The 19660-nt window shown below is 36.0% G+C and carries 20 protein-coding genes; 9 read left to right on the forward strand and 11 right to left on the reverse strand.

Going from position 1 to position 19660, the window contains the following annotated elements:
- Together ABS911_RS07720 and ABS911_RS07725 are read right to left on the reverse strand one after the other, a co-directional pair.
- Nucleotides 1-698: ABC transporter substrate-binding protein (locus tag ABS911_RS07720; protein WP_350467103.1), on the reverse strand; the 698-nt coding region annotated here is incomplete at its 3' end.
- A gap of 90 nt (nucleotides 699-788) precedes the next feature.
- Nucleotides 789-1727: a glycoside hydrolase family 113 gene (locus tag ABS911_RS07725; RefSeq protein WP_350467104.1), complete on the reverse strand. Its 939-nt coding sequence runs from the start codon at nucleotides 1725-1727 to the stop codon at nucleotides 789-791.
- Nucleotides 1728-1880: 153 nt separating this feature from the next.
- Here ABS911_RS07725 and ABS911_RS07730 point away from each other — a divergent pair, with 153 nt between their 5' ends.
- From ABS911_RS07730 to ABS911_RS07750, 5 genes are all read left to right on the forward strand, one after another.
- Nucleotides 1881-3218: an MATE family efflux transporter gene (locus ABS911_RS07730; RefSeq protein ID WP_350467105.1), complete on the forward strand. Its 1338-nt coding sequence runs from the start codon at nucleotides 1881-1883 to the stop codon at nucleotides 3216-3218.
- 47 nt (nucleotides 3219-3265) lie between these two features.
- Nucleotides 3266-4471, forward strand: a complete 1206-nt coding sequence (locus ABS911_RS07735) for an AGE family epimerase/isomerase (RefSeq protein WP_350467106.1) — start codon at nucleotides 3266-3268, stop codon at nucleotides 4469-4471.
- A gap of 1 nt (nucleotide 4472) precedes the next feature.
- Complete coding sequence (locus ABS911_RS07740; RefSeq protein WP_350467107.1) at nucleotides 4473-5417, forward strand: acetylxylan esterase; 945 nt, start codon at nucleotides 4473-4475, stop codon at nucleotides 5415-5417.
- Nucleotides 5418-5687: 270 nt separating this feature from the next.
- Entirely contained in the window at nucleotides 5688-6131 is a 444-nt protein-coding gene (locus ABS911_RS07745; protein ID WP_350467108.1) for a hypothetical protein, read from the forward strand.
- A gap of 79 nt (nucleotides 6132-6210) precedes the next feature.
- On the forward strand, nucleotides 6211-6837 hold the full coding sequence (locus ABS911_RS07750) for a trimeric intracellular cation channel family protein (RefSeq protein WP_350467109.1): 627 nt from the start codon (nucleotides 6211-6213) through the stop codon (nucleotides 6835-6837).
- Between the two features lie 104 nt (nucleotides 6838-6941).
- On the opposite strand, the gene ABS911_RS07755 is transcribed toward ABS911_RS07750, so the two are convergent.
- The 5 genes from ABS911_RS07755 to ABS911_RS07775 form a co-directional block, all read right to left on the reverse strand.
- Nucleotides 6942-7916: a sensor domain-containing diguanylate cyclase gene (locus ABS911_RS07755; RefSeq protein WP_350467110.1), complete on the reverse strand. Its 975-nt coding sequence runs from the start codon at nucleotides 7914-7916 to the stop codon at nucleotides 6942-6944.
- Nucleotides 7917-8325: 409 nt separating this feature from the next.
- On the reverse strand, nucleotides 8326-8586 hold the full coding sequence (locus tag ABS911_RS07760; protein ID WP_023179336.1) for a metal-sensitive transcriptional regulator: 261 nt from the start codon (nucleotides 8584-8586) through the stop codon (nucleotides 8326-8328).
- The gene (locus tag ABS911_RS07765; protein ID WP_350467111.1) at nucleotides 8586-8882 is read right to left on the reverse strand and encodes a rhodanese-like domain-containing protein; all 297 of its coding nucleotides are present in this window, start codon (nucleotides 8880-8882) and stop codon (nucleotides 8586-8588) included. The genes ABS911_RS07760 and ABS911_RS07765 overlap by 1 nt, the downstream gene beginning before the upstream one ends.
- A complete protein-coding gene (locus ABS911_RS07770; protein ID WP_350467112.1) occupies nucleotides 8882-10534 on the reverse strand; it encodes an FAD-dependent oxidoreductase in 1653 nt (550 codons plus the stop codon). The genes ABS911_RS07765 and ABS911_RS07770 overlap by 1 nt, the downstream gene beginning before the upstream one ends.
- The gene (locus ABS911_RS07775; RefSeq protein WP_350467113.1) at nucleotides 10534-10839 is read right to left on the reverse strand and encodes a rhodanese-like domain-containing protein; all 306 of its coding nucleotides are present in this window, start codon (nucleotides 10837-10839) and stop codon (nucleotides 10534-10536) included. The genes ABS911_RS07770 and ABS911_RS07775 overlap by 1 nt, the downstream gene beginning before the upstream one ends.
- Before the next feature lie 357 nt (nucleotides 10840-11196).
- On the opposite strand from ABS911_RS07775, the gene ABS911_RS07780 reads away from it, so the two are divergent.
- Nucleotides 11197-11982 carry a DeoR/GlpR family DNA-binding transcription regulator gene (locus ABS911_RS07780; protein ID WP_350467114.1) on the forward strand — a complete coding sequence of 262 codons (786 nt, stop codon included), beginning with the start codon at nucleotides 11197-11199 and terminating at the stop codon, nucleotides 11980-11982.
- The gene (locus ABS911_RS07785; RefSeq protein ID WP_350467115.1) at nucleotides 11972-13357 is read left to right on the forward strand and encodes a M24 family metallopeptidase; all 1386 of its coding nucleotides are present in this window, start codon (nucleotides 11972-11974) and stop codon (nucleotides 13355-13357) included. The genes ABS911_RS07780 and ABS911_RS07785 overlap by 11 nt, the downstream gene beginning before the upstream one ends.
- Nucleotides 13358-13397: 40 nt before the next feature.
- On the opposite strand, the gene ABS911_RS07790 is transcribed toward ABS911_RS07785, so the two are convergent.
- Nucleotides 13398-15302, reverse strand: a complete 1905-nt coding sequence (locus ABS911_RS07790; RefSeq protein ID WP_350467116.1) for an endonuclease MutS2 — start codon at nucleotides 15300-15302, stop codon at nucleotides 13398-13400.
- 283 nt (nucleotides 15303-15585) lie between these two features.
- Entirely contained in the window at nucleotides 15586-16173 is a 588-nt protein-coding gene (locus tag ABS911_RS07795; RefSeq protein ID WP_350467117.1) for an alpha/beta hydrolase, read from the reverse strand.
- Nucleotides 16174-16215: 42 nt separating this feature from the next.
- On the opposite strand from ABS911_RS07795, the gene ABS911_RS07800 reads away from it, so the two are divergent.
- Both ABS911_RS07800 and ABS911_RS07805 read left to right on the forward strand, forming a co-directional pair.
- Complete coding sequence (locus tag ABS911_RS07800; RefSeq protein WP_350467118.1) at nucleotides 16216-17166, forward strand: VOC family protein; 951 nt, start codon at nucleotides 16216-16218, stop codon at nucleotides 17164-17166.
- A gap of 91 nt (nucleotides 17167-17257) precedes the next feature.
- On the forward strand, nucleotides 17258-17704 hold the full coding sequence (locus ABS911_RS07805; RefSeq protein ID WP_350467119.1) for a HEAT repeat domain-containing protein: 447 nt from the start codon (nucleotides 17258-17260) through the stop codon (nucleotides 17702-17704).
- 77 nt (nucleotides 17705-17781) lie between these two features.
- On the opposite strand, the gene ABS911_RS07810 is transcribed toward ABS911_RS07805, so the two are convergent.
- A complete protein-coding gene (locus tag ABS911_RS07810) occupies nucleotides 17782-18270 on the reverse strand; it encodes a P-loop nucleotide/nucleoside kinase family protein (RefSeq protein ID WP_350467120.1) in 489 nt (162 codons plus the stop codon).
- 207 nt (nucleotides 18271-18477) lie between these two features.
- Entirely contained in the window at nucleotides 18478-19641 is a 1164-nt protein-coding gene (locus ABS911_RS07815) for a hypothetical protein (protein WP_350467121.1), read from the reverse strand.
- Between the last annotated feature and the right edge of the window lie 19 nt (nucleotides 19642-19660).

A 19660-nucleotide genomic window follows, 5' to 3' on the forward strand; every position in this document is an offset into this window, starting at 1 on the left:
ATTGTGTCGCCTTTTTCAAATGGAGCAGTATCTTGTGCTAATTTTGTTGTTACATCCGGATCACCAGAAACTCCTGTACGTGTGAAGTCCCAGTTAGATAATGTCCAACCTGCAGCATAGTTTGTGTATAAAGGAGTGACTTCAGGATCATTCTCTTTAATCGTTTCTAAAGCAGCAATAAAATCTTCTGTTGTTTTGGGAAATTCGTTGATACCAGCATCTTCAAATACCTGCATATTTACGACCATACCTGTTGCATTCATCTGTGATGGGATACCATATTGAACACCTTCAAATGAACGGTCGTTCAGTCCCATATAAGTTTCGCCTAACTCTTCTTTGTCTCCTAAAGGTTCAAAGAACAATTCAAAATCTTGCGGCGCAATGTCAGCCGGTAACATCAATAGGTCCCCATATTCTTCTGTATTCATTCGTGTCTTCATCTGTCCTACATAATCGGTAATGGTTTCAATTTCCACTTTAATATCAGGATGCTCCTCATTAAACTCTGCTATGTACTCATCCCATTTGCCATTCGTTTCCCAGTCTGTCTTGTGGTTAATAAATGTTATTGTTTCGACACCATCTGCTGCGTCAGTTTCTTTCGTACTTTCTCCGCCACATGCAGTTAGTGTTAAAACAGATGCAATTGCTAAACCTGTCAAACTAGCTTTACCAAAAATAGACTTTCTTTTCATCTCTATATCCTCCTCAAAATGTTTTAAAGAAACAGTAAGCGTTTACAAACATATGTTAGCATGTTTAACTTTAAATGTATATACTTTTATTCATGTTTTTTTATTTTTATCGAAATAAAATTTAATGACTGATTCTGCAGGCTTACCATAGAGTGCATAATCTTGATCTGTGTCTGATTTTTGAATAGGATACAACTTAGATTTCCAATCCCAAAGACCAAAACCTTGTACCCAATCATATTTATCGGTTTGTCGAAACATCTCCTCATACCATTCTTTTTGTCCAGAACTATCCACTGACCCTTCTAACTCCCAGTTATTTGGCAACCATTTTGAGCCTGTACGACTGGCGCATCCTGCTTCACAGAAAAAGAAAGGTTTTTGTTCTTTTTCTACTACTTTTTCAATGCGTTTTAATTCTTGTTCCCATTTATCAATCGGGTAATAACCGGATGATGATACTACATCCACTGCATCCCACCATGTCAATCGGTCTTCTTGATATTTATCACAGTTATACGTGACCAATCCTTTGTAGATTTCTCTTATAGCTGAGACTACTTGACGCCATTCTTTTTCTCGTCGGTCACTATTTACTAATTCACACCCCACAACGAACATTGTACAATTCGTGTCTTCTGCAATTTGTGCATAATGAGTAATAAATGTAGTATATGAGGCAAACCAATCTGACCATTTCGGTTCACATGGTACATCATGGTCAAAAAAATTGATGTGTGCACGCCACATACCATCGGCTATATTTACCATGGGTTTTAAAATAACTTTTAAACCTATTTCTTGCGCAAATGTAATCATTTTTTTTATTTCTTGATCACTCAAGACAGACACATCTTGCCAATCGATTTGTGTAGCATGGATCGTTTCTTGTTCTGCTACTACACCCAGAATGACATGTGTGATTGCACAACGTTCTTTCAATAAACGCAATGATTCAAATGCTTCTTCCTTCTCCCATTCACCACGTTGACTCATATATCCGAATGTTACTCCTTTAATAAATTCCATAACTTCCTCCTTTTAAATATTGACTTTCCGAAACAAAAGTATATATTTATAAATGTATGCGATACCATTATTATTTATCAATTCAATTTATTTGTAAAGAATAAAATCAACTGTCTTAGTTACATTCACAATTTACTACTTAAAGGAGGATATATGAAAGAAGAAAAACGTCTCTTTTACAAAACAATGTGGTCCTTTGCGTTACCTATCACTATCCAATTGATGATCACATCTGGATTAAATATCGTAGATTCAGTCATGGTAGGAAGCTTAGGCGTAGAATCCATTGCCGCTGTAGGTATTTCTAATAAAGTCACTCAATTTATGGTTGTTATTTTACAAGGTTTTGCCAGTGGTGCGACTATTTTTTCAGCCCAGTATTGGGGTAAAAATAATTGTGCCGGTGTTAAACAGACCCTTATTCTAGTCACAAAAATTGCGTCTTTCTTTTCGCTTATCTTTGCATTTTTCACTTTATTATTTACTCCTGCCATACTTGAAATTTTTTCTAACGATACGCTAGTAATTTCTGAAGCTGTACCGTTCTTACGAATTATCAGTGCTAGTTATCTCTTTACTGCATTATCTATGATCTTTAGCGTAACCTTGAAAACTATTGGAGAGGTCAAAAGACCTACTTTCTATAGCGTCCTTACGCTCTTAACCAACACTTTCTTCAATTGGATTCTTATCTTTGGTCCTTTCGGTCTTCCAGCATATGGCATTCGCGGAGCAGCGATAGCAACTTTATTGGCCAGAATTATCCAAACACTATTGCTTTTTTCATTATTTATCAACAAAGGAATTTTAAAGACCGATCCAGATAATAGTCAACCTATACCAAAAATGAGCCGTCAATATTGGAAAATAACTATCCCTTCCATCATCAATCATCTGACTTGGACAGTAGGTGAACTGGTTTTCTTTTGGCTTTATACTCGAACAGGAACCGATCAAACAGCCGCCATTTCACTAATTGACCCACTCGTTTTTCTTTTTGTTTGTATCTTTACTGGACTAAGTGATGCTTCAAGCGTAATGATTGGAAATCAATTAGGCGGAGAAAAGTACGAAAAAGCTTTATTTTATGCCAAGCAATTTATCCGGCTGACCATTATTTTTTCTATTATCATTAGTGGACTGATTCTCTTATTTTCACCAATGATTCTACAGTTTTACAACATTACAAATAATGTGGAAACATTAGTAAATGAGGTATTAGTGGCTTATATCTTCATTTTGCCCTTCAAGCACCTCAATTATGTCAATAACGTCGGCATCTTGCGTGTTGGAGGAGATACGACATTTGTCATGTGGCTCGATACCATTTCTGTCTGGTTATGGGGAATACCATTGGCTTTTCTTACAGTATATTTCGGCTGGCCGTTTTGGAGTGTTTTTTTCGTAGCTAATTCGCACGAAATTATCCGTGCCGTGCTTGGCATAAAACGTACATTAAGCAAAGAATGGCTGAAAACACTCATTGTTTAACTAAACAACAAAATACATGCAATTGATAATTTATGAGGAGGACACAAATGATAACCAAAGAATTTTTACAAAAACAGCTGACAGAAAGTATCCTACCTTTTTGGTTAGCCCAACAAGATAAAGACCATGGTGGATTTTACGGTAAAGTAACTATTGATTTAGAATGTGATCCTCATGCCCCTAAAGGTGGTGTAATGATGTCCCGTTTTCTTTGGAGTTTTTCGCATTCTTATGATGTGTTACAGATCAAAGAGTATAAGACAGCTGCTGATCATGCCTATACCTTTTTAATCGATACCTTATGGGATAAAGAGTATGGAGGTATCTATTGGCTCGTTGATTCGTCCGGTGAACCATTAAATACCATTAAACATATCTATGCACAAGCCTTTGCCATTTATGGATTAAGTGAATATGTAAAAATTGCACCAGAATCCGAAGCATTAAATTATGCAAAAAAGTTATATCATCTCATTGAAGAAAAAGCTTATAATTCTGATACGAAAGGTTATGAAGAAGAATTTGATCAGGTATGGCATCAGAAAAACTTAACTCAAGTAGCTACAAAAAATCCTGAGGTACACTATACAACCAATACTCTTCTACACCTTTTGGAAGGGTATACAAATCTCTACACAGTATGGGAAAATGAGCAGTTGTTGGAAAGAATAAAGCATTTATTAACTTTATTCATGCAACATGTCTATCATTCTCAAGGTTATTGTCTTCAAGAATTTAATCAGCATTGGGATTCTATCAATCCAGGTGTTTCCTATGGACATGACATTGAAACATCTTGGTTAATAGACGAAACACTAGAGAAGTGCCAAATTACTGGAGAGATAGCGAATCATGTCCATGAAATGACCGATTCACTTTCCTCCTATTGTCTTGAGAACGGTCTGGATGATGTCGGTTGGATGAATAATCATTTTGACGGCAAGCATCAGGATAAAACAAAAGTCTGGTGGGTACAAGCAGAGGCTGTCATTGGATTATTCCATGCTTTTCAACAATCTAAAGATCTCCGTTATCGTGAAGCATCATTAACTTTAGCTCATTTAATTCAACAAAAATTTATCGATGAACGCCATGGAAGTGAATGGTATTCCCGTTTGGATTCTGAAGGCAACTTGCTTTCTATTTTTCGTAAAAATGGTAAGTCAGAGGAAAATATATCTGATGCTTGGAAAGGACCCTATCATACGGTCCGCTTTTATTTAGAAATGATAAGACGTTTGGAGGAGCAATAAAATGGACATAAAAGAATGGGCCGATTATCAAGGGAGCGGAATTAGACCGCCCGATTTTGATGTCTTTTGGGAGGATGGATTACGAGAAATGGAGGCTCTCCCTCTTGATTACATATTAGAGCCAGTAGATATTCCATCTCAAGTAGCCAATTTTTACCACTTAACATTCAAGGGAGTCGGCGGTGCAACTGTCCACTGCCAACTCATTACACCAAAAGAAACTGACGGAAAAAAATTGAAGGGTATGCTGCAGTTCCATGGATACCATACTGATTCAGGTGATTTCCAAGATAAAATTGGTTGGGCAGCTGAAGGATTCGTCGTCTTAGCTTTAGATGCTCGCGGACAAGGAGGGCTTTCTCAAGATTGTACACAAACAAGCGGAGGCATTATGAAAGGACTCATTATTCGAGGTATGGAAGAAGGCAAAGGTAATCTTTATTTCAGACAAGTCTTTCTTGATACTGCTCACGCTGCTCGTATCCTAAAAAAAATGGCGTTTGTAGATGAAACTCGCATTTATGCTCAAGGTGCTTCTCAAGGTGGCGGTCTAACCATTGCATGTGCTGGACTCGTTCCAGACTTATACCGAGTTTATGTTTCTTATCCTTTCCTTTCTGATTATAGAAAAGCCTATGCTTTAGGTGCTCAGACATCTGCTTTTGAAGAGATACCGTATTGGTTTCAGTTCCGCGATCCGCTGCATAAACGGGAAACTGAAGTATTCGACACGTTGGAATATATTGATATTCAACACTTCGCTCCTCGTATAAAAGCAGAGGTTTGTTGGGTCGTTGGAATGCAAGACACTGTTGTTCCGCCAGTTACGCAAATGGCAACATACAATAAACTCACTTCAAAAAAACAGCTTATTGTTTTACCAGAATACGGTCATGAATACCTGCCTAAAGTCAGTGATGAAATGCGTCGTTACTTTTTAGATTAAATTTCCTGCCCGTAATATGAACCTAGATTCTCTACTAATAGGTGTTGATGAGTAAAATCATTAACCCCTATTTTTTATAAAAAGTCGACTCTCTTTTAAAAAAATAGAAGGATCAGCTTACTATTCCTGTTCCAATTTTTTGCCTTAATCAATTATGTATAGCCATGGTAAAATAAATGTAACTCACTCAGGTGATATGTTACATTTATTTTTGTTTATAGGATAATGTATCTATCCAGAGAAGACTGGTGTCATTAAAGGAGATTTGTTATGAATAATTTGTTTGGATTTTCATGGACTGGATTTTTGATTGTTTTATTCCCTATGGTGCCTAACCTTTTTTATTATTTATTTCCAAATAAACTGCAAGCCACAAAACATGGAGCCAACCATCCCTTCTTAAATTTATTAGAACATAGCAACCAGTTTATTTTTATTGGCCTTTTAATTTGTGTTCCCATTGATCAATCTGTTTCTATTAAAAGTGGTTATGTAATCGCTATAGCTCTGTTTCTATTCTCTTATTATGGATTATGGGTTTTTTTATTTAAAGAGAATAAAAATCTGTTTATTCTTATATGTATGGCCATTCTCCCTGTTTGTTATTTCACTTTAGCGGAAATTTGGCTTCATTCATTCTTTGCTATTCTACCTACACTGATTTTTGGAGCAGTTCATGTTCTCATCACATATCTGGATTTCTATCAATCCTAATAAAATCACTTATTTTTTCTATAATCTTTTATTTATGCTATGCTCTTATAGAAAAATAGATAGAATAGAGGTTGTTGAAATGACAGGAATGACTTGGGAAATTCTAAATATTATTGGTACGATTGCCTTTGCAATAAGTGGTGCATTTATCGCAATCAAAGTAGACTATGATATCCTTGGAGTTTATATTTTAGGCTTTACAACAGCATTTGGTGGAGGACTCATCCGTAATTTAGTCATTGGTATTCCTGTCCAAAATATTTGGATGCAAAGTACTTTATTTAAATTTGCTTTTTTAGCGATTACCTTAGTATTACTATTTCCAAACATTTGGAATATTCTTTGGAAAGTGAATAGCATCGAGTTTTTTGATGCTATTGGTTTAGCAGCATTCGCTATTCAAGGTGCAAATTATGCTGTTTCCACTGAAGTTCCCGCAGTTGCAGTCGTTCTTGCTGCTGTTATCACGGGTGCGGGAGGAGGATTACTAAGAGATGTGTTTGCCGGACGTAAGCCTATGATTTTCCATTCAGATGTTTATGCTCTATGGGCTGCACTCGCCGGGTTGATCATTGGATTAAATTGGGTAAGTGGTCCATATGTAACGATCATGCTCTTCATTTCAATTGTTGTTTTAAGAGTGATGTCCCTTTACTTCAATTGGAGCCTGCCTCACTCTTTCTATCCCAAAAGTAAAAAAGACTAGTTAAGTTTAGTTAACATCTTTAATAAAAAATTTGTCACAAAAAAAGCCAGTAAATAAATAACTCTCTTTACTTCAGAGGAGTCTTTTACTTACTAGCCTTTATTTTATAGAATAATCTGATTTCCGCCATTATTTTTGGCTACCTCTAGATTTCCAGACGCCTTTTGGACCAATTCACTAATTGTTTCACTCGGGTCATAAACAGTAATTCCTCCACTAATACTTATCTGATTTGGTATAACAAAGAACGTTTCCAAAACGGTTTTCCTAATTGTCTCAGCCAAGTTATAGGCTTCTTCTTTAGGAATGTTTTCCAAAAGAATTAAAAAAACAGATTCTCTATATCTGCCAGCAACATATTTTTCTTGGATCACTGATTGAATCAACTGACCAAGTGTTTTCAATATTTCCTCGCTTAATAAAAGTCCAAACTCTTCTTCGTATTTAGAATATTTATCAATATTTAAGAAAATGACAGACAACGGATAATTTTCTTCTTTTGATTTATTCGCACACTTGGCCATCTCAACTATGATAGAGGACCTTGTATGTAGGTGCGTAAGTGTATCTACCTTAATTTGATTTATTAAATTTTTATTTTTAACCGTTAATTGTTCACGCTCTTGTTCTTCCTTGGTGACATCAAATACGATTCCTTTAAGAAAAAGTGGTGCTCCATTTTTATCTCGCTCTGTTACCCTTCCTCTGTCTTGGTAGACTCTCCAAGAACCATCTTTGGCTTGAATACGATATTTTACTTCCCAAATAGGTATTTTATTCAGCATGTGTTCTTTCATTGTTCTCATGACTTCTTTTTTGTCTTCAGGATGGATTTTATCTGTAAAAAATTGATAAGGAACTTTTTCAGGCAAATCCTCTTTTTGATACCCAATAGCTTCTACTTTTAAAGAATTAAACTCAACTTCATTAGTAGTACAATTCCAAAACCATTGTCCTAAATTGCCTGTCCATCCATACTCTAGTTGCTCTGATTCTTGAATTGTATGCAATAATTCTTTATTCCATCTATTCAAAGAGTCCACTTGTATAAGCAGCTCTTCCCTACTTAAATCTTTCAAGGTATCTCCTCCATTTCAGAAAGTCCTTACACCTACCTAGTCATCAATAGTAATGTTACTTTATTTCCTTGCTATTCCTTGTACCAGTTTGATTAGATATCTTAATTTAAGTAACATTAAGAATCTGGAAAATAAACCTGACAAAAAGGAATCATTGATTTAACTTAAATAACCTAAGAAAAGTAACTTGAACTGTAGAATATATATGTATGTTCAAAAACAACAACAGAAAGGCAATGGGATTAGTAGCAATGGTTTTACTAACTTATGTTACTATTTTGAAGAGTAATTAAGAAATAACCTTATTCCACGAAGAATTTCTTATAAAATCCCATTTTATTTTTATAAGCCTTCAGATAGTTAGAGGCACAGTGCTGTCACAGCACTGTGCCTCTAATAAAATTCCTCATTACCTACTTTTCATCAATAGATTAATAGCTTGTTGGATACTTTCTTCTTCAGAAGTACCTTCTTTTATATTTTCTTGGACACATTCGACTAGGTTCTCCGCTACGATTAAACTGATTGCACGATCAAGACTAGAACGGACAGCTGATAACTGTGTCACGATAGCTGTACAATCTTTTTCTTCTTCGATCATCTTCAATACTCCATGCAGTTGGCCATCAGAACGTTTCAACCGGTTTACTATCTTTGCATTGTATTCCATTAGATAACTTCTCCTCTCCAAGCAGAAATCCCGCCCATGACATTTGTTACTTTGTATCCTTCCTTAGCCAGTTCTTGGCACGCCATTGAAGAACGAGCTCCTGAGTGACACATAACATAATACTCTTCATTTTTATCTAATTTTCGCTTAACAGATGATAGACGGCTTAAAGGAACATGAATCGCTCCTTCTAAATGTCCTTTTTCCCATTCATTGTCTTCTCTCACGTCGACTAAAGGAAGTTTTCCTTTTTTCCATTTTTGTTCAAACTCTGGCATTGATATCGAATGATACATTATTTTTCCACCTTTTCTGGTTTGACTGTAGAATAAAGCGCAAATGCTCCATCCAAATTTTCAACTTCATATCCATTTTCTTTTAATATACGCTCAGCGATATAACTGCGCAATCCGCTGTGGCAGCTCACAATAATCGGTTGGTCTTTAGGAACTTCAGATAATCTTTCTCTTAAACTATCCAGAGGAATGTTCACTGCTCCTTTTAAACGACCATTGCTTGTCAATTCATCGGCATTTCGAACGTCTAACAACACGTGACCTTCTTTTTGTTTGTCTTCTAATTCATACCATTGAACAGAGTCACTCAGTCCTTCCATAAGATTCAAAGCAGCATATCCAGCCATATTGACGGGATCTTTTGCCGAGCCAAAGGGTGGAGCATACGTGAATTCCAACTCCGGCAAGTCTTCTACTATCATCTCTGCTTTAATGGCTGTCGCAATAATATCAATGCGTTTGTCGACACCATCTTCTCCGACTGCTTGTGCTCCGTAAATTTTTCCAGTTGTCGGATGGAATAACAATTTCAATACAATCGCTTTTGCATTTGGATAGTATCCTGCATGGCTTTTTCCTTGGATATGAACCACTTGATAGGTTTCATTTGCTTGTTGCAATTGTCTTTCGCTAAGCCCAGTTGATGCTGCAGCCAAATTGAAGACACGCACAATAGCTGTCCCAATGCTGCCTTTATTTTTACGATTTAATCCGCTGATGACATCCGCTACTTGTCTGCCTTGACGATTGGCCGGTGAAGCTAAAGCAATCATCGTATCTTTCCCATTGATTTGTTGTTTGACAACGATTGCGTCTCCAACAGCATAAATATCTTTTTGACTGGTTTCATACTGCTCGTTGACCAGTATACCACCCCGTACTCCTGTTTTAATAGAAGCAGTTTGTGCCAATGAAGTCTCCGGGTTAACACCTACAGACAGTAATGTGAGATCGCTTTCCAAGCGTTTCCCATTTTCCAGGACAATGATTTTTCCTTTTTCTTCAAATGAGTCAGCCGCCAGCCCGGTATACAGCTTCACACCATTTGCCGTTAATTCTTTACTGACATAAGCTGCCATCTCTTCATCCAAAGGCGGCAATACATGTGGAGCTTTTTCTACAATTGTCACATCCATTCCGCGATGGACTAGACTCTCAGCCATTTCTAAACCAATAAATCCAGCACCGATCACTATTGCTTTTTTAGGCTGTTCTTTCTCTATAAATGCTGAAATAGCATCTACATCAGGAACCGAACGCAATGTAAATACATTTTCCGCTTCGGCTAACCCTATTGTAGGAGGAACAAATGGTTTTGCCCCTGGAGATAAAATCAGTTTGTCATAAGTTAAGGTGTATTTCTCTTCTCGTGTTTGCACGATCACTTCTTTTTTTGCAGCATCAATAAAAACAGCTTCACTATTCGGACGTACATCTAAACTGAATCGCGCTTGTAAAGCCTCAGGCGTTTGCACCAATAAATCAGTACGCTCTTTAATTTCACCAGCAACATAATAAGGCAGACCGCAATTTGCAAATGACACATATGGTCCTTTTTCCAACACAATGATTTCTGCATTTTCATTCAAGCGTCTTAACCGTGTAGCAGCAGACATTCCTCCCGCTACACCCCCAATGATCACAATTTTCACTATTTTTTTCCTCCTCTTTTAGCGCCTGTCCATGACATCATTCCGCCGCGAACATTAACAACATCATATCCTCGTTTTAATAACACTTTAGTTGCTTTTTTACTGCGCATTCCAGATTGACAGACAACATACGTTTTACCATTTGGGGTATAATGCATTACTTTTCCTAAAGGAACATTTTTTGCTCCTGGAATATGCCCATTTTGAAATTCGTGCGGTTCTCGTACATCAATAATTTGTGGTTTTTCTGCCAATTTACTCTCTAATTCATGTGTATCAATAGTAGGTATCTTCTTAAACAACATTCTTTTTCCTCCTTAGTTAGCTTTCTTTTTTATATGTTCTCTTTTGATTGGCCTTTCTTTTCCTTCAACAGCATAGTGAGAATAGGAAGGATATTAACAGCAACTCGGTGGCAGTAACGGTGAGAACCTTTTTGATAAAATTTAATAATAGGTAAGAATATACCCTTTTTATACCCCCGTGCGTATTTATGATTATACCCCCGCGGGTATAATTTGTAAAGCTGATAATCCGATTTTTATATAACATTTACAAATTAACATTAAATAACACATATCAATAAAAAAGTTATCTTGAGTTGATTTCATTTTAAATAATGTTATGATAGAGCTAAGAAGAAAACATTTGGAGGTGTTTTAATGAATCAATTAAAAAGACAAGAAATGATTTTTGATTTGCTGAAAGTTAACGGAGAAGCAACTTCAAATGAACTCGCTGTTAAATTAGATGTTTCTATGATGACCATCAATCGCGATCTTAAAGAGATTTCCACATGGAGAGGTATCCAACTCGTTCATGGCGGAGCTGTTTATCGAGATGAAAACACTTTAGAAAATCCTATTTCGATTAAAGAAGAAGTCAGTGTTCAAGAGAAAAAACGCATTGCTAATTTTTGCAGAAATTTAGTTAAGCCTGGGAGTGCTGTTTTTATCGAGACCGGAACTACTGCTTTAGCTGTGGCAAGAGAGATTTTCAATATCGAAGGTTGCAAATTTTATACGAACTCCCTATTAGTGCTGAATTCTTTATCTAAATATGAAGGTATCGATTTGCACTGTGTCCCTGGAAAGTACCGTGAATTATCTAAAGGCTTTTTAGGATTGGAAACAGCTGATTTCATCAGAAATTTCAACTTTGATGTGGCTTTTATAGGAGCGGAAGGAATCAGTGCCGATTCTGGAATTACTCTACCCAATGAGGAGGATGCTTTTACAAAAAGAGCCGTCATAAATCAGTCGAAGAAAACTATTCTGGTGGCGGATCATAAAAAATTTGGTCTCTCTTACCTTTATAAAATCGGGGATATCGAAGAGGTTGATATGATCGTGACTGATTTAGACAGCCAGCAAACAAATTTTAAAGAATTAAAATCATTGACGACTATTATTTCTATTAAAGATGAGGAGAATAAACATGAATATTAATTTAAATAAAGTAACTCTACCAACTATCCACACAAATCTTAAATCGATTTATTTAACAGACAAAACAATGACCGCTCGAAAGGAAAATTTTTTAGCAAAAATGAAACAGCAGTCTATCGATACTGCAATTATTTATGCAGACCGTGAGCATGGCGCAAATTTCGAATATTTCACAGGCTTTATTCCACGATTTGAAGAAGCTTGTTTAGTGATCCACGCCAATGGAGACAGCTATTTGTTACTAGGAAACGAAAACTTGAAATTAGCTGCACACTCCCGTATCCCTGCGCAAGCGATTCATGTACCGTATTTCTCTTTACCGAATCAACCAATGAATGGAGAAAAAGCATTAGCGGATTATTTTAAAGAAAGCCAAATTTCTCCTGATGCTACAATTGGTGTTATTGGATGGAAATTATTTACTTCTAGCCAATACGACAATAGTGGGTTATTCGACTTGCCTTTTTATATCGTAGACAGTTTAATCCATTATGTTGCAGACCGTAAGCAATTAAAAAACTTTGCTTCAGCTCTTATCTCTCCAGAAGGCGGATTACGTACGACTCATAACGCCAACGAGATCGCTCATTTTGAATATGGAGCAACCTTAGCTGGAAAAGGTATGTTCGCAGCGATCCAAGCTGTGGAAGTTGGTAAAACAGAAAAAGAAATTGGCGCTTTACTTGCTCAAGATGGCCAACCAAATACTGTGACGACGATTAGTGCTGCTGGCAAACGTTTTACCAATGCTACTCTTTATCCAAGAGACAACGAAGCCTTATTAGGCGATAACTATTCTTTGACAGTAGGATATAGAGGTGGGCTAAGTAGTCGTGCTGGCTTTGTAGTAGCCTCTAAAAAGGAGCTGCCAGAAAACCAAACAGACTATTTAGAAAAAGTAGGTATACCTTACTTTACTGCGTACGCTACTTGGTTGGAAAATATTAGTGTAGGAACGGTTGGAGATGCATTTTACGACAGGATAGAGGAAGTCTTCCCTGCTGATGTTTACGGCTGGACCTTGAATCCAGGACATTACACAGGAGATGATGAATGGATGTCATCACCATTCTTTAAAGGTTCTACAGCTGTTGTGAAGAGCGGTCAACTGTTCCAAGTAGATATCATTCCGAGTGTTCCTGGCTACTCAGGAGCAAGTTGTGAAGAACCTGTCGCTATCGCAGGTAAAGCACTACAAAATGAATTAAAAGAACAGTATCCTGATGTGTGGAAACGAATCGAAGAAAGAAGAAATTACATCAAAGACGTTATCCACATAGACTTATCAGATGACGTATTGCCTTTAAGTGATACCGTTGCATTCTACACGCCATTCTTATTAAATAAGACATTAGCTTATACGAAAGAAGCATAAACATAAAACCTCCCAACAAAAATGTTGGGAGGTTTTATGTTTATTTTAGTTCTTCTGACTTTCTGCTTCTCATTTCTTTATCCAATAGTTTCTGTGCTTTTTTAGAACCTCTATCTAAATCTCTATGCGTTTTTCGTGTGTAATAATCAATAAATAAACTATCTAAATCATAGCTGTCTGGATAAAGTACTTGCGCCGTTGTTACTATCTGAATGCGTTTTCTAGGGACTTCTATAATAGTGTTATTGATATAAACCAAGACATTTTCCGACCCATTGTCTTCGTATATTAAGCCATTCTTTTGATTTTCTGTTAACAATATGCGATCACCTTTGCCAAAAGTAACTTCTATTTCTTTAAAAAATTCTGGTTTCACAACATTTTTTTTAAATTCTTTTTTTTGCATTTGGTAGTCTTTGTTATCAATATATTCTCGCGCTTGTTTGATTAAAGCTGGTGCCATATGAACCTTTTTAGCAATCCATAAAGCTTGGCTATCTCCACTTTCGCCTAAACGTAAAATAAATTTCGGCGTCAAATTTTCTCGATCAAACTCCATCGCTGCTGGGACAAAGTCCTCGTGTTCTTCAGCAAAGCGTTTAATTTCTCCGTAATGGGTTGTCGTCACTACTAAAGCTCCTTTTGCATATAAAGATTCCATAATAGCGATGGCTAAAGCTGCACCTTCATTTGGCTCCGTCCCACTACCAATCTCATCCAGTAGGACTAGTGTATTTCGTTTCACTTTGTTTAAAATGGAGGCAATGTTATTCATATGACCAGAAAATGTACTTAACGCATTTTCCATACTTTGTTGGTCACCAATATCGACAAATACTTCATCAAATACCGCAATATTGGTTCCTTTTTGAACTGGGATCTGCAATCCAAACATGGTCATCAACGTTAACAGACCTACTGTTTTCAATACTACAGTCTTTCCACCAGCATTCGCTCCTGTAATCACTAGCCCTCGGTGATCTTCTCCTAAAATGAAATTTAACGGAACAGCTCCTTTGGGTAAAAACGGGTGAACCCCTTTTTGGATATGGATGACCTCAGACTTATTTACCTCTGGAGTAATACCATTCAGTTCTCGACTATACTTTGCTCGAGCAAAAATTATGTCAAAAGCTGTGATGGTTTCCATAATCAATTGGATGACCGTTTCTTTTTCAGCGAGATACCCTGTTAGTTCTGCTAAAATTTGATACTCTTCAGCAACTTCTTCAGCATTCAGCAGAATCAATCGTTCATTCAGTTTTGCTACAGCTGCTGGTTCCACAAAAACAGTTGCCCCTTTATTGGATTGTTCAATCATATTTCCAACTACTTTATTTTTGTAGCTGGCTTTGATTGGAACTGTATAGTGACCGTCTTTTTGAACAATCATCCCATCTTGAATCATGTCTTTATTACTCGACTGCTTCAAGAATTTTGCTAATTTATCTTGAATCTCTTTTTCATACTCCCGAATTTGCTTACGGACTTTTCTTAAGTTTCTAGACGCAGCATCATTAACTTTTTGGTGCTGAATCTTTTCGTAAATTTCTTCTTCAACATCCAATAAACTGGGCAATCCCTTACTATATTGATAAAGCAGGGGTGTTTGGTATTGATTTTTCTCAAAAAATTTGTTGATCATCCGGCTACTTCTAAGGAAGTCCGCGTATTCAGTCAAATCATTAGGAGACAAAATCATCCCTTTTTTGACATGGCTCATTAAAGAATCAATTCTGCTCAATCCCATGAATGGCACATGCTGATTGCTGTCTAAAATCAATCGAGCTTCTTGCGTTTCTTGTTGCCAAACTTTTACAGTCGCTAAATTCGTTTGCGGTGCAAGTTCTGCAATACGCGTTTTACTATAATTTCCAATGGCTCTAATTTGTACTTCTCTTTGTATTTTATCAAATTGTAATTTATTTAATGTTTCTTTATCCATAGCTCTCTTCCTTTCCACTGAAGAGATACCCGTCCTAAAATAAATAATTAAACCTAGAGAGTACAAAAAAAGACGATAGTCATACTATATACTATCGTCTTTAGAATATAAAAAATTCTATTTATCGACAGGTATCACTTATAAGCATGCCAAATAAACCTCTAGTTTATTGGCTATTCAACTTATTGGTTAGATACCTGCTACACTCACAAAACATATCCCCATTCATCTAGGTTTTATTTATTCTCGTCTAAAATATAGCAAGATAATTTCTCAATGTCAATTAATCCTTAACATTATTTCCTAAATAAACTGCTAACTTAGCAACCTCTTCATTGGATATTTCATGACCGCTATCCAATAATAGCAGTTTTGTTGCGGGAAAATAACTTTCCAACTGTTTAGACAGCTGAAGCGATTCACTTGGAAGAGACATACTGTCTATCGCTCCACTAGTAATATAGATAGTACTCTCTGAAGCGGATTCAAAAGTGTAACCCAAATTTGAAGGATGGAGCAATATAATTTTATCAGCGATATCTTGACGTTTTTCTAGCAGCCCTAGCAAAAAGTTTGCTCCATTTGAATAACCTACAAAAGTGATTTTAGAATCGGTTGGTTTAATCGAGTCCCATAATTTAAGAAACTGATTAACTTTTTCATTAAAATCATCACGTTGCAGTTTACCATTCTTCAAAGGTGCAAAAAATCTTCTATCTGAACCAGACCCCTCGTCACCTAAAAAACTGATAATAGATGCATTCGGATCAATGTCACCAATGACAGATAATAGACTATATTCGTTGCCACCTGTGCCGTGAAATAAAACATAAAATTCATTTGTAGAACCTGGTATGTTAATATAATCCATAAGGAAGTACCTCCAATAATTTAAAAGGATGTGTCACAATTTATGTTGAATAAGTCTATTATACATCATGTTTCTGTTATTAATCGGAACATTGAACAAACATTTCATTTTTATCATGACCTACTCGGTTTAGATTTAGTATTGAAAACAGTTAACCAGGATGACGTAGAAATGTACCATTTGTTTTTTGGTGATACTAAAGGAAGACCAGGAACTGAATTCACTATTTTTCAGATAAAAGATGGTGTAGACAGAACGTTTGGCACAAATGCTATTGAGAGAACTGTATTTGCCGTTCCAAATGAAGCGGCTCTTTATTTTTGGGAAAGCCGCTTGAATGAATTCGGTATATTTAATTGTGAAATTGAAGAGTACAACGATTCAAAGATTTTACGCTTTGAAGATTTTGATGGTGTTCAGCTAGGAATAGTGCCTGTTAGAGACGTCAATACTGATTTTTTCCCTAGAAAAACTCGTGAGATTGATTTAGAAAATGCTATTTTAGGAATCGATTCAGTCCATTTGCGTGTCCGTTATCCTCTTGCAACTTCTAAAAATATGCAGCAGATGTTTAACTTAGAGCTTACCAAAACTATTTCTCAAGGAAATTTGCCTACCCTAGTTCTCACAAAAAGCAATACTTTATTCAATCAAGAAATTCATATCATAGAAGATAAACGAAGTGCGTTAGAAGTGCCAGGTATTGGATCAGCACATCATATTGCATTGTCCGTTAAAAATACTGAAGAGTTAAGTACCGTTGAGCAAAAAATTGTGGAGCGAAACTTTAAAAATTCAGGTGTGAAATTCAGAGAATTTTTCACTTCTATCTACTTTAGAGAACCTAACCAGCTTTTATTTGAGGTCGCAACAGAAGAGATTGCACTTACAAAAGAAGATTATGTAATTACTAATTTTGATGACATTCCATTATCTTTACCTAGTTTTTTAGAACCACAAAGAGAGTCGATTGAACGTCATCTGTATAAATAAATCGTACCTCTAATGGAAATAAACTTGTAAAAGCCTATCAAACGCTATAGTATGGACTTTAAGACACGAAATAGAAAGAGGCAACAAAACTATGACTATTATTCAAGCAGAACCAGCTAATATTGAAGAATTAAAAGCTAAAGCAAATACAAAAGACAATTGGAAAGTTAGGCTCGAAGCCGTTACTGAATTAGCAAACTATGACTGTCAAAAATCAAGATATATCTTAACAAAACTTGCATCAAATGACCGTGTTTTTGCAGTAAAAGAAGCAGCTTTTAATGCTGCACAAGCAATGGGTATCACGAAAAAAGGCTTGCCTTTAGAATTGAAACGAAAAGATATTAGATACAGCAGCAAAGACTTTGCAAAAGTTTTTAGTCGTGTTAAACGTGATACACAAATGGAAGAACTTGATTTGGTTACCTTCAAAAAACAATTCCAAATCGTCAGTCCAGAAATGTATGATGTTATGCAATACGAAGAACAAGAAAATTTTGATTTGTGGATTTCCGCATCTTACGCAAATTTACGCTAAACTTTATATGTAAGACAGAGTGCACAACTACTTTTTCTAAGTGAGAGGGTTTTTGAGCACTCTTTTTGTATTAAAAATTAATATCCTTTGACGACTGTAATATCACCTTCATCAGCTGTTGGCTTCTGAAAATGCTCATAATAGTGCATTGCCATTTGTTCATCTAAAATAATATCATTTTGGTGGGTCCCTTTACGAGTTTTTATTCTTTGTAGCGCAATTTCTTTTGGAGTCACCATTAAAATGATTTCCGGTTTAATTCCAAATGGGATAAGTTTATCTTTATATTCGTCACGCATCTGTCGTGACCAAAACGAATAGTCTAACACGATATTCCTATTTTGAACAATCAGTTCATGGAGCTCTTTATCAAGAGTTTTTTTGATTTCATCGTAAATGACCTTTGGTAATGGATGTACTTTGTAACCTCTCTTAAAAGACTCTTCATCAAAAGATAGACGAGTATATCCTTGTTGTTCTAAAATTTTGGCATATGTCGTTTTACCTGAACCTGCTGCTCCACACATAAAAACAACTTTACTTTTTAAAGGACTATTCTCACTCATTTGAGTCACCTCCATTTTAGATATACAGAATTCAAAAACTAATTAGATTATATAGTTTATCTAAGTACAGAATATACTAAAGATACGAGTTGTAGCAACTTCAAAATTATCTTGTTTCCAACTTTATTAATGACTAGTCACAACTAGTTTCCATACAAAAAGTCATCTGCCTTTATTTGAAGACACATGACTTTTATTTGGTTTTCATTAGCCAATCCATCCCGCAACAATACTTGTGACTAAAACAGAAGTGATTGTTACCGTTGAAAAACCTGCAATAATCATTTTTGGCAGGATTTGTGCTTCTATGACTTGAACTTCTTCTTCCGTTTCACCGACGCTTTTGGCAGCTTCTTGACTTAAAATCATTGTTCCTGGAAATCCATACAATGGGGTTAATCCGACCGCAATAGACATCGATAGGCTATACCCTAACAATTTACCTGCAATGACTGAAAATAAAATACTTCCACTAACGCCCACTAAAAAGGATAAACTAATGGGTACAATTAAATCGAATAATGCTTGGGGTTCAATAGTTGCCAACGGACCAAAGATAATAATCAAGAGAGCCAGCATCATCAAACCATATGCATCGATCCCACTTAAAATATTTGGTTTTAAAATACCCAACGCTCTCAACAATACCCCTATCAGTAAGGCTACAATAAAGGTATTCAAGATTCCATTTGTCAGGTTGTCGATATAGGTTGATACTAAAACAATGATCCCTACGATAAATAATGTTCCTGCTGTTGTTTGGAACATATCAGGCAACTTGCCTTTTTCTTCAGCATGGCCTTCTTCTTTCTTTACCATTTTCAAAGTCCCTGCCCGATACTCTTTTTGCAAACGGCGTGCCTCTTTTCTTAAAATCAGTGATGTAAATGGAAATCCAATTAACCCTTGTAAAGCAGAAATCAAGACCGGTAAAACAGCTGCTGACAACAATCCGGCTGCTAACGCTGCTTCTTGAACAATAATAATAGAAATCGTTCCGCCACTTATTCCTCCAATAGCTGCAATCGCATAATTACGACTTTCAAATAAAGGGCCAACCAACAATAAAGATGCCGTTATTCCAAGAATCGCAGAAACCCCTACTAATACTGTCTTCCATTGTTGCTTTAACTCATCAATACTAATCATTGTACCAATATGAACAATGATAAATCCGACAATAGTTGTTCCTAAACTTAGTAGTGATGAACTTTGTAAAAGGTCTTTAGGAAATATACTTGTTTTAAACCCAATCAAGAAAATTAAGGAAGCTATTAGTAATGATGATATTAATGATTTTGTTTTTTTCGAGACCAAGTCACTGATTGTCCATACCAACATAATAATTGTAAATGCTAAGACTGCATTCATTTTTATCACTCCTATTTTT

It is taken from the genome of Carnobacterium sp. (assembly GCF_040274425.1).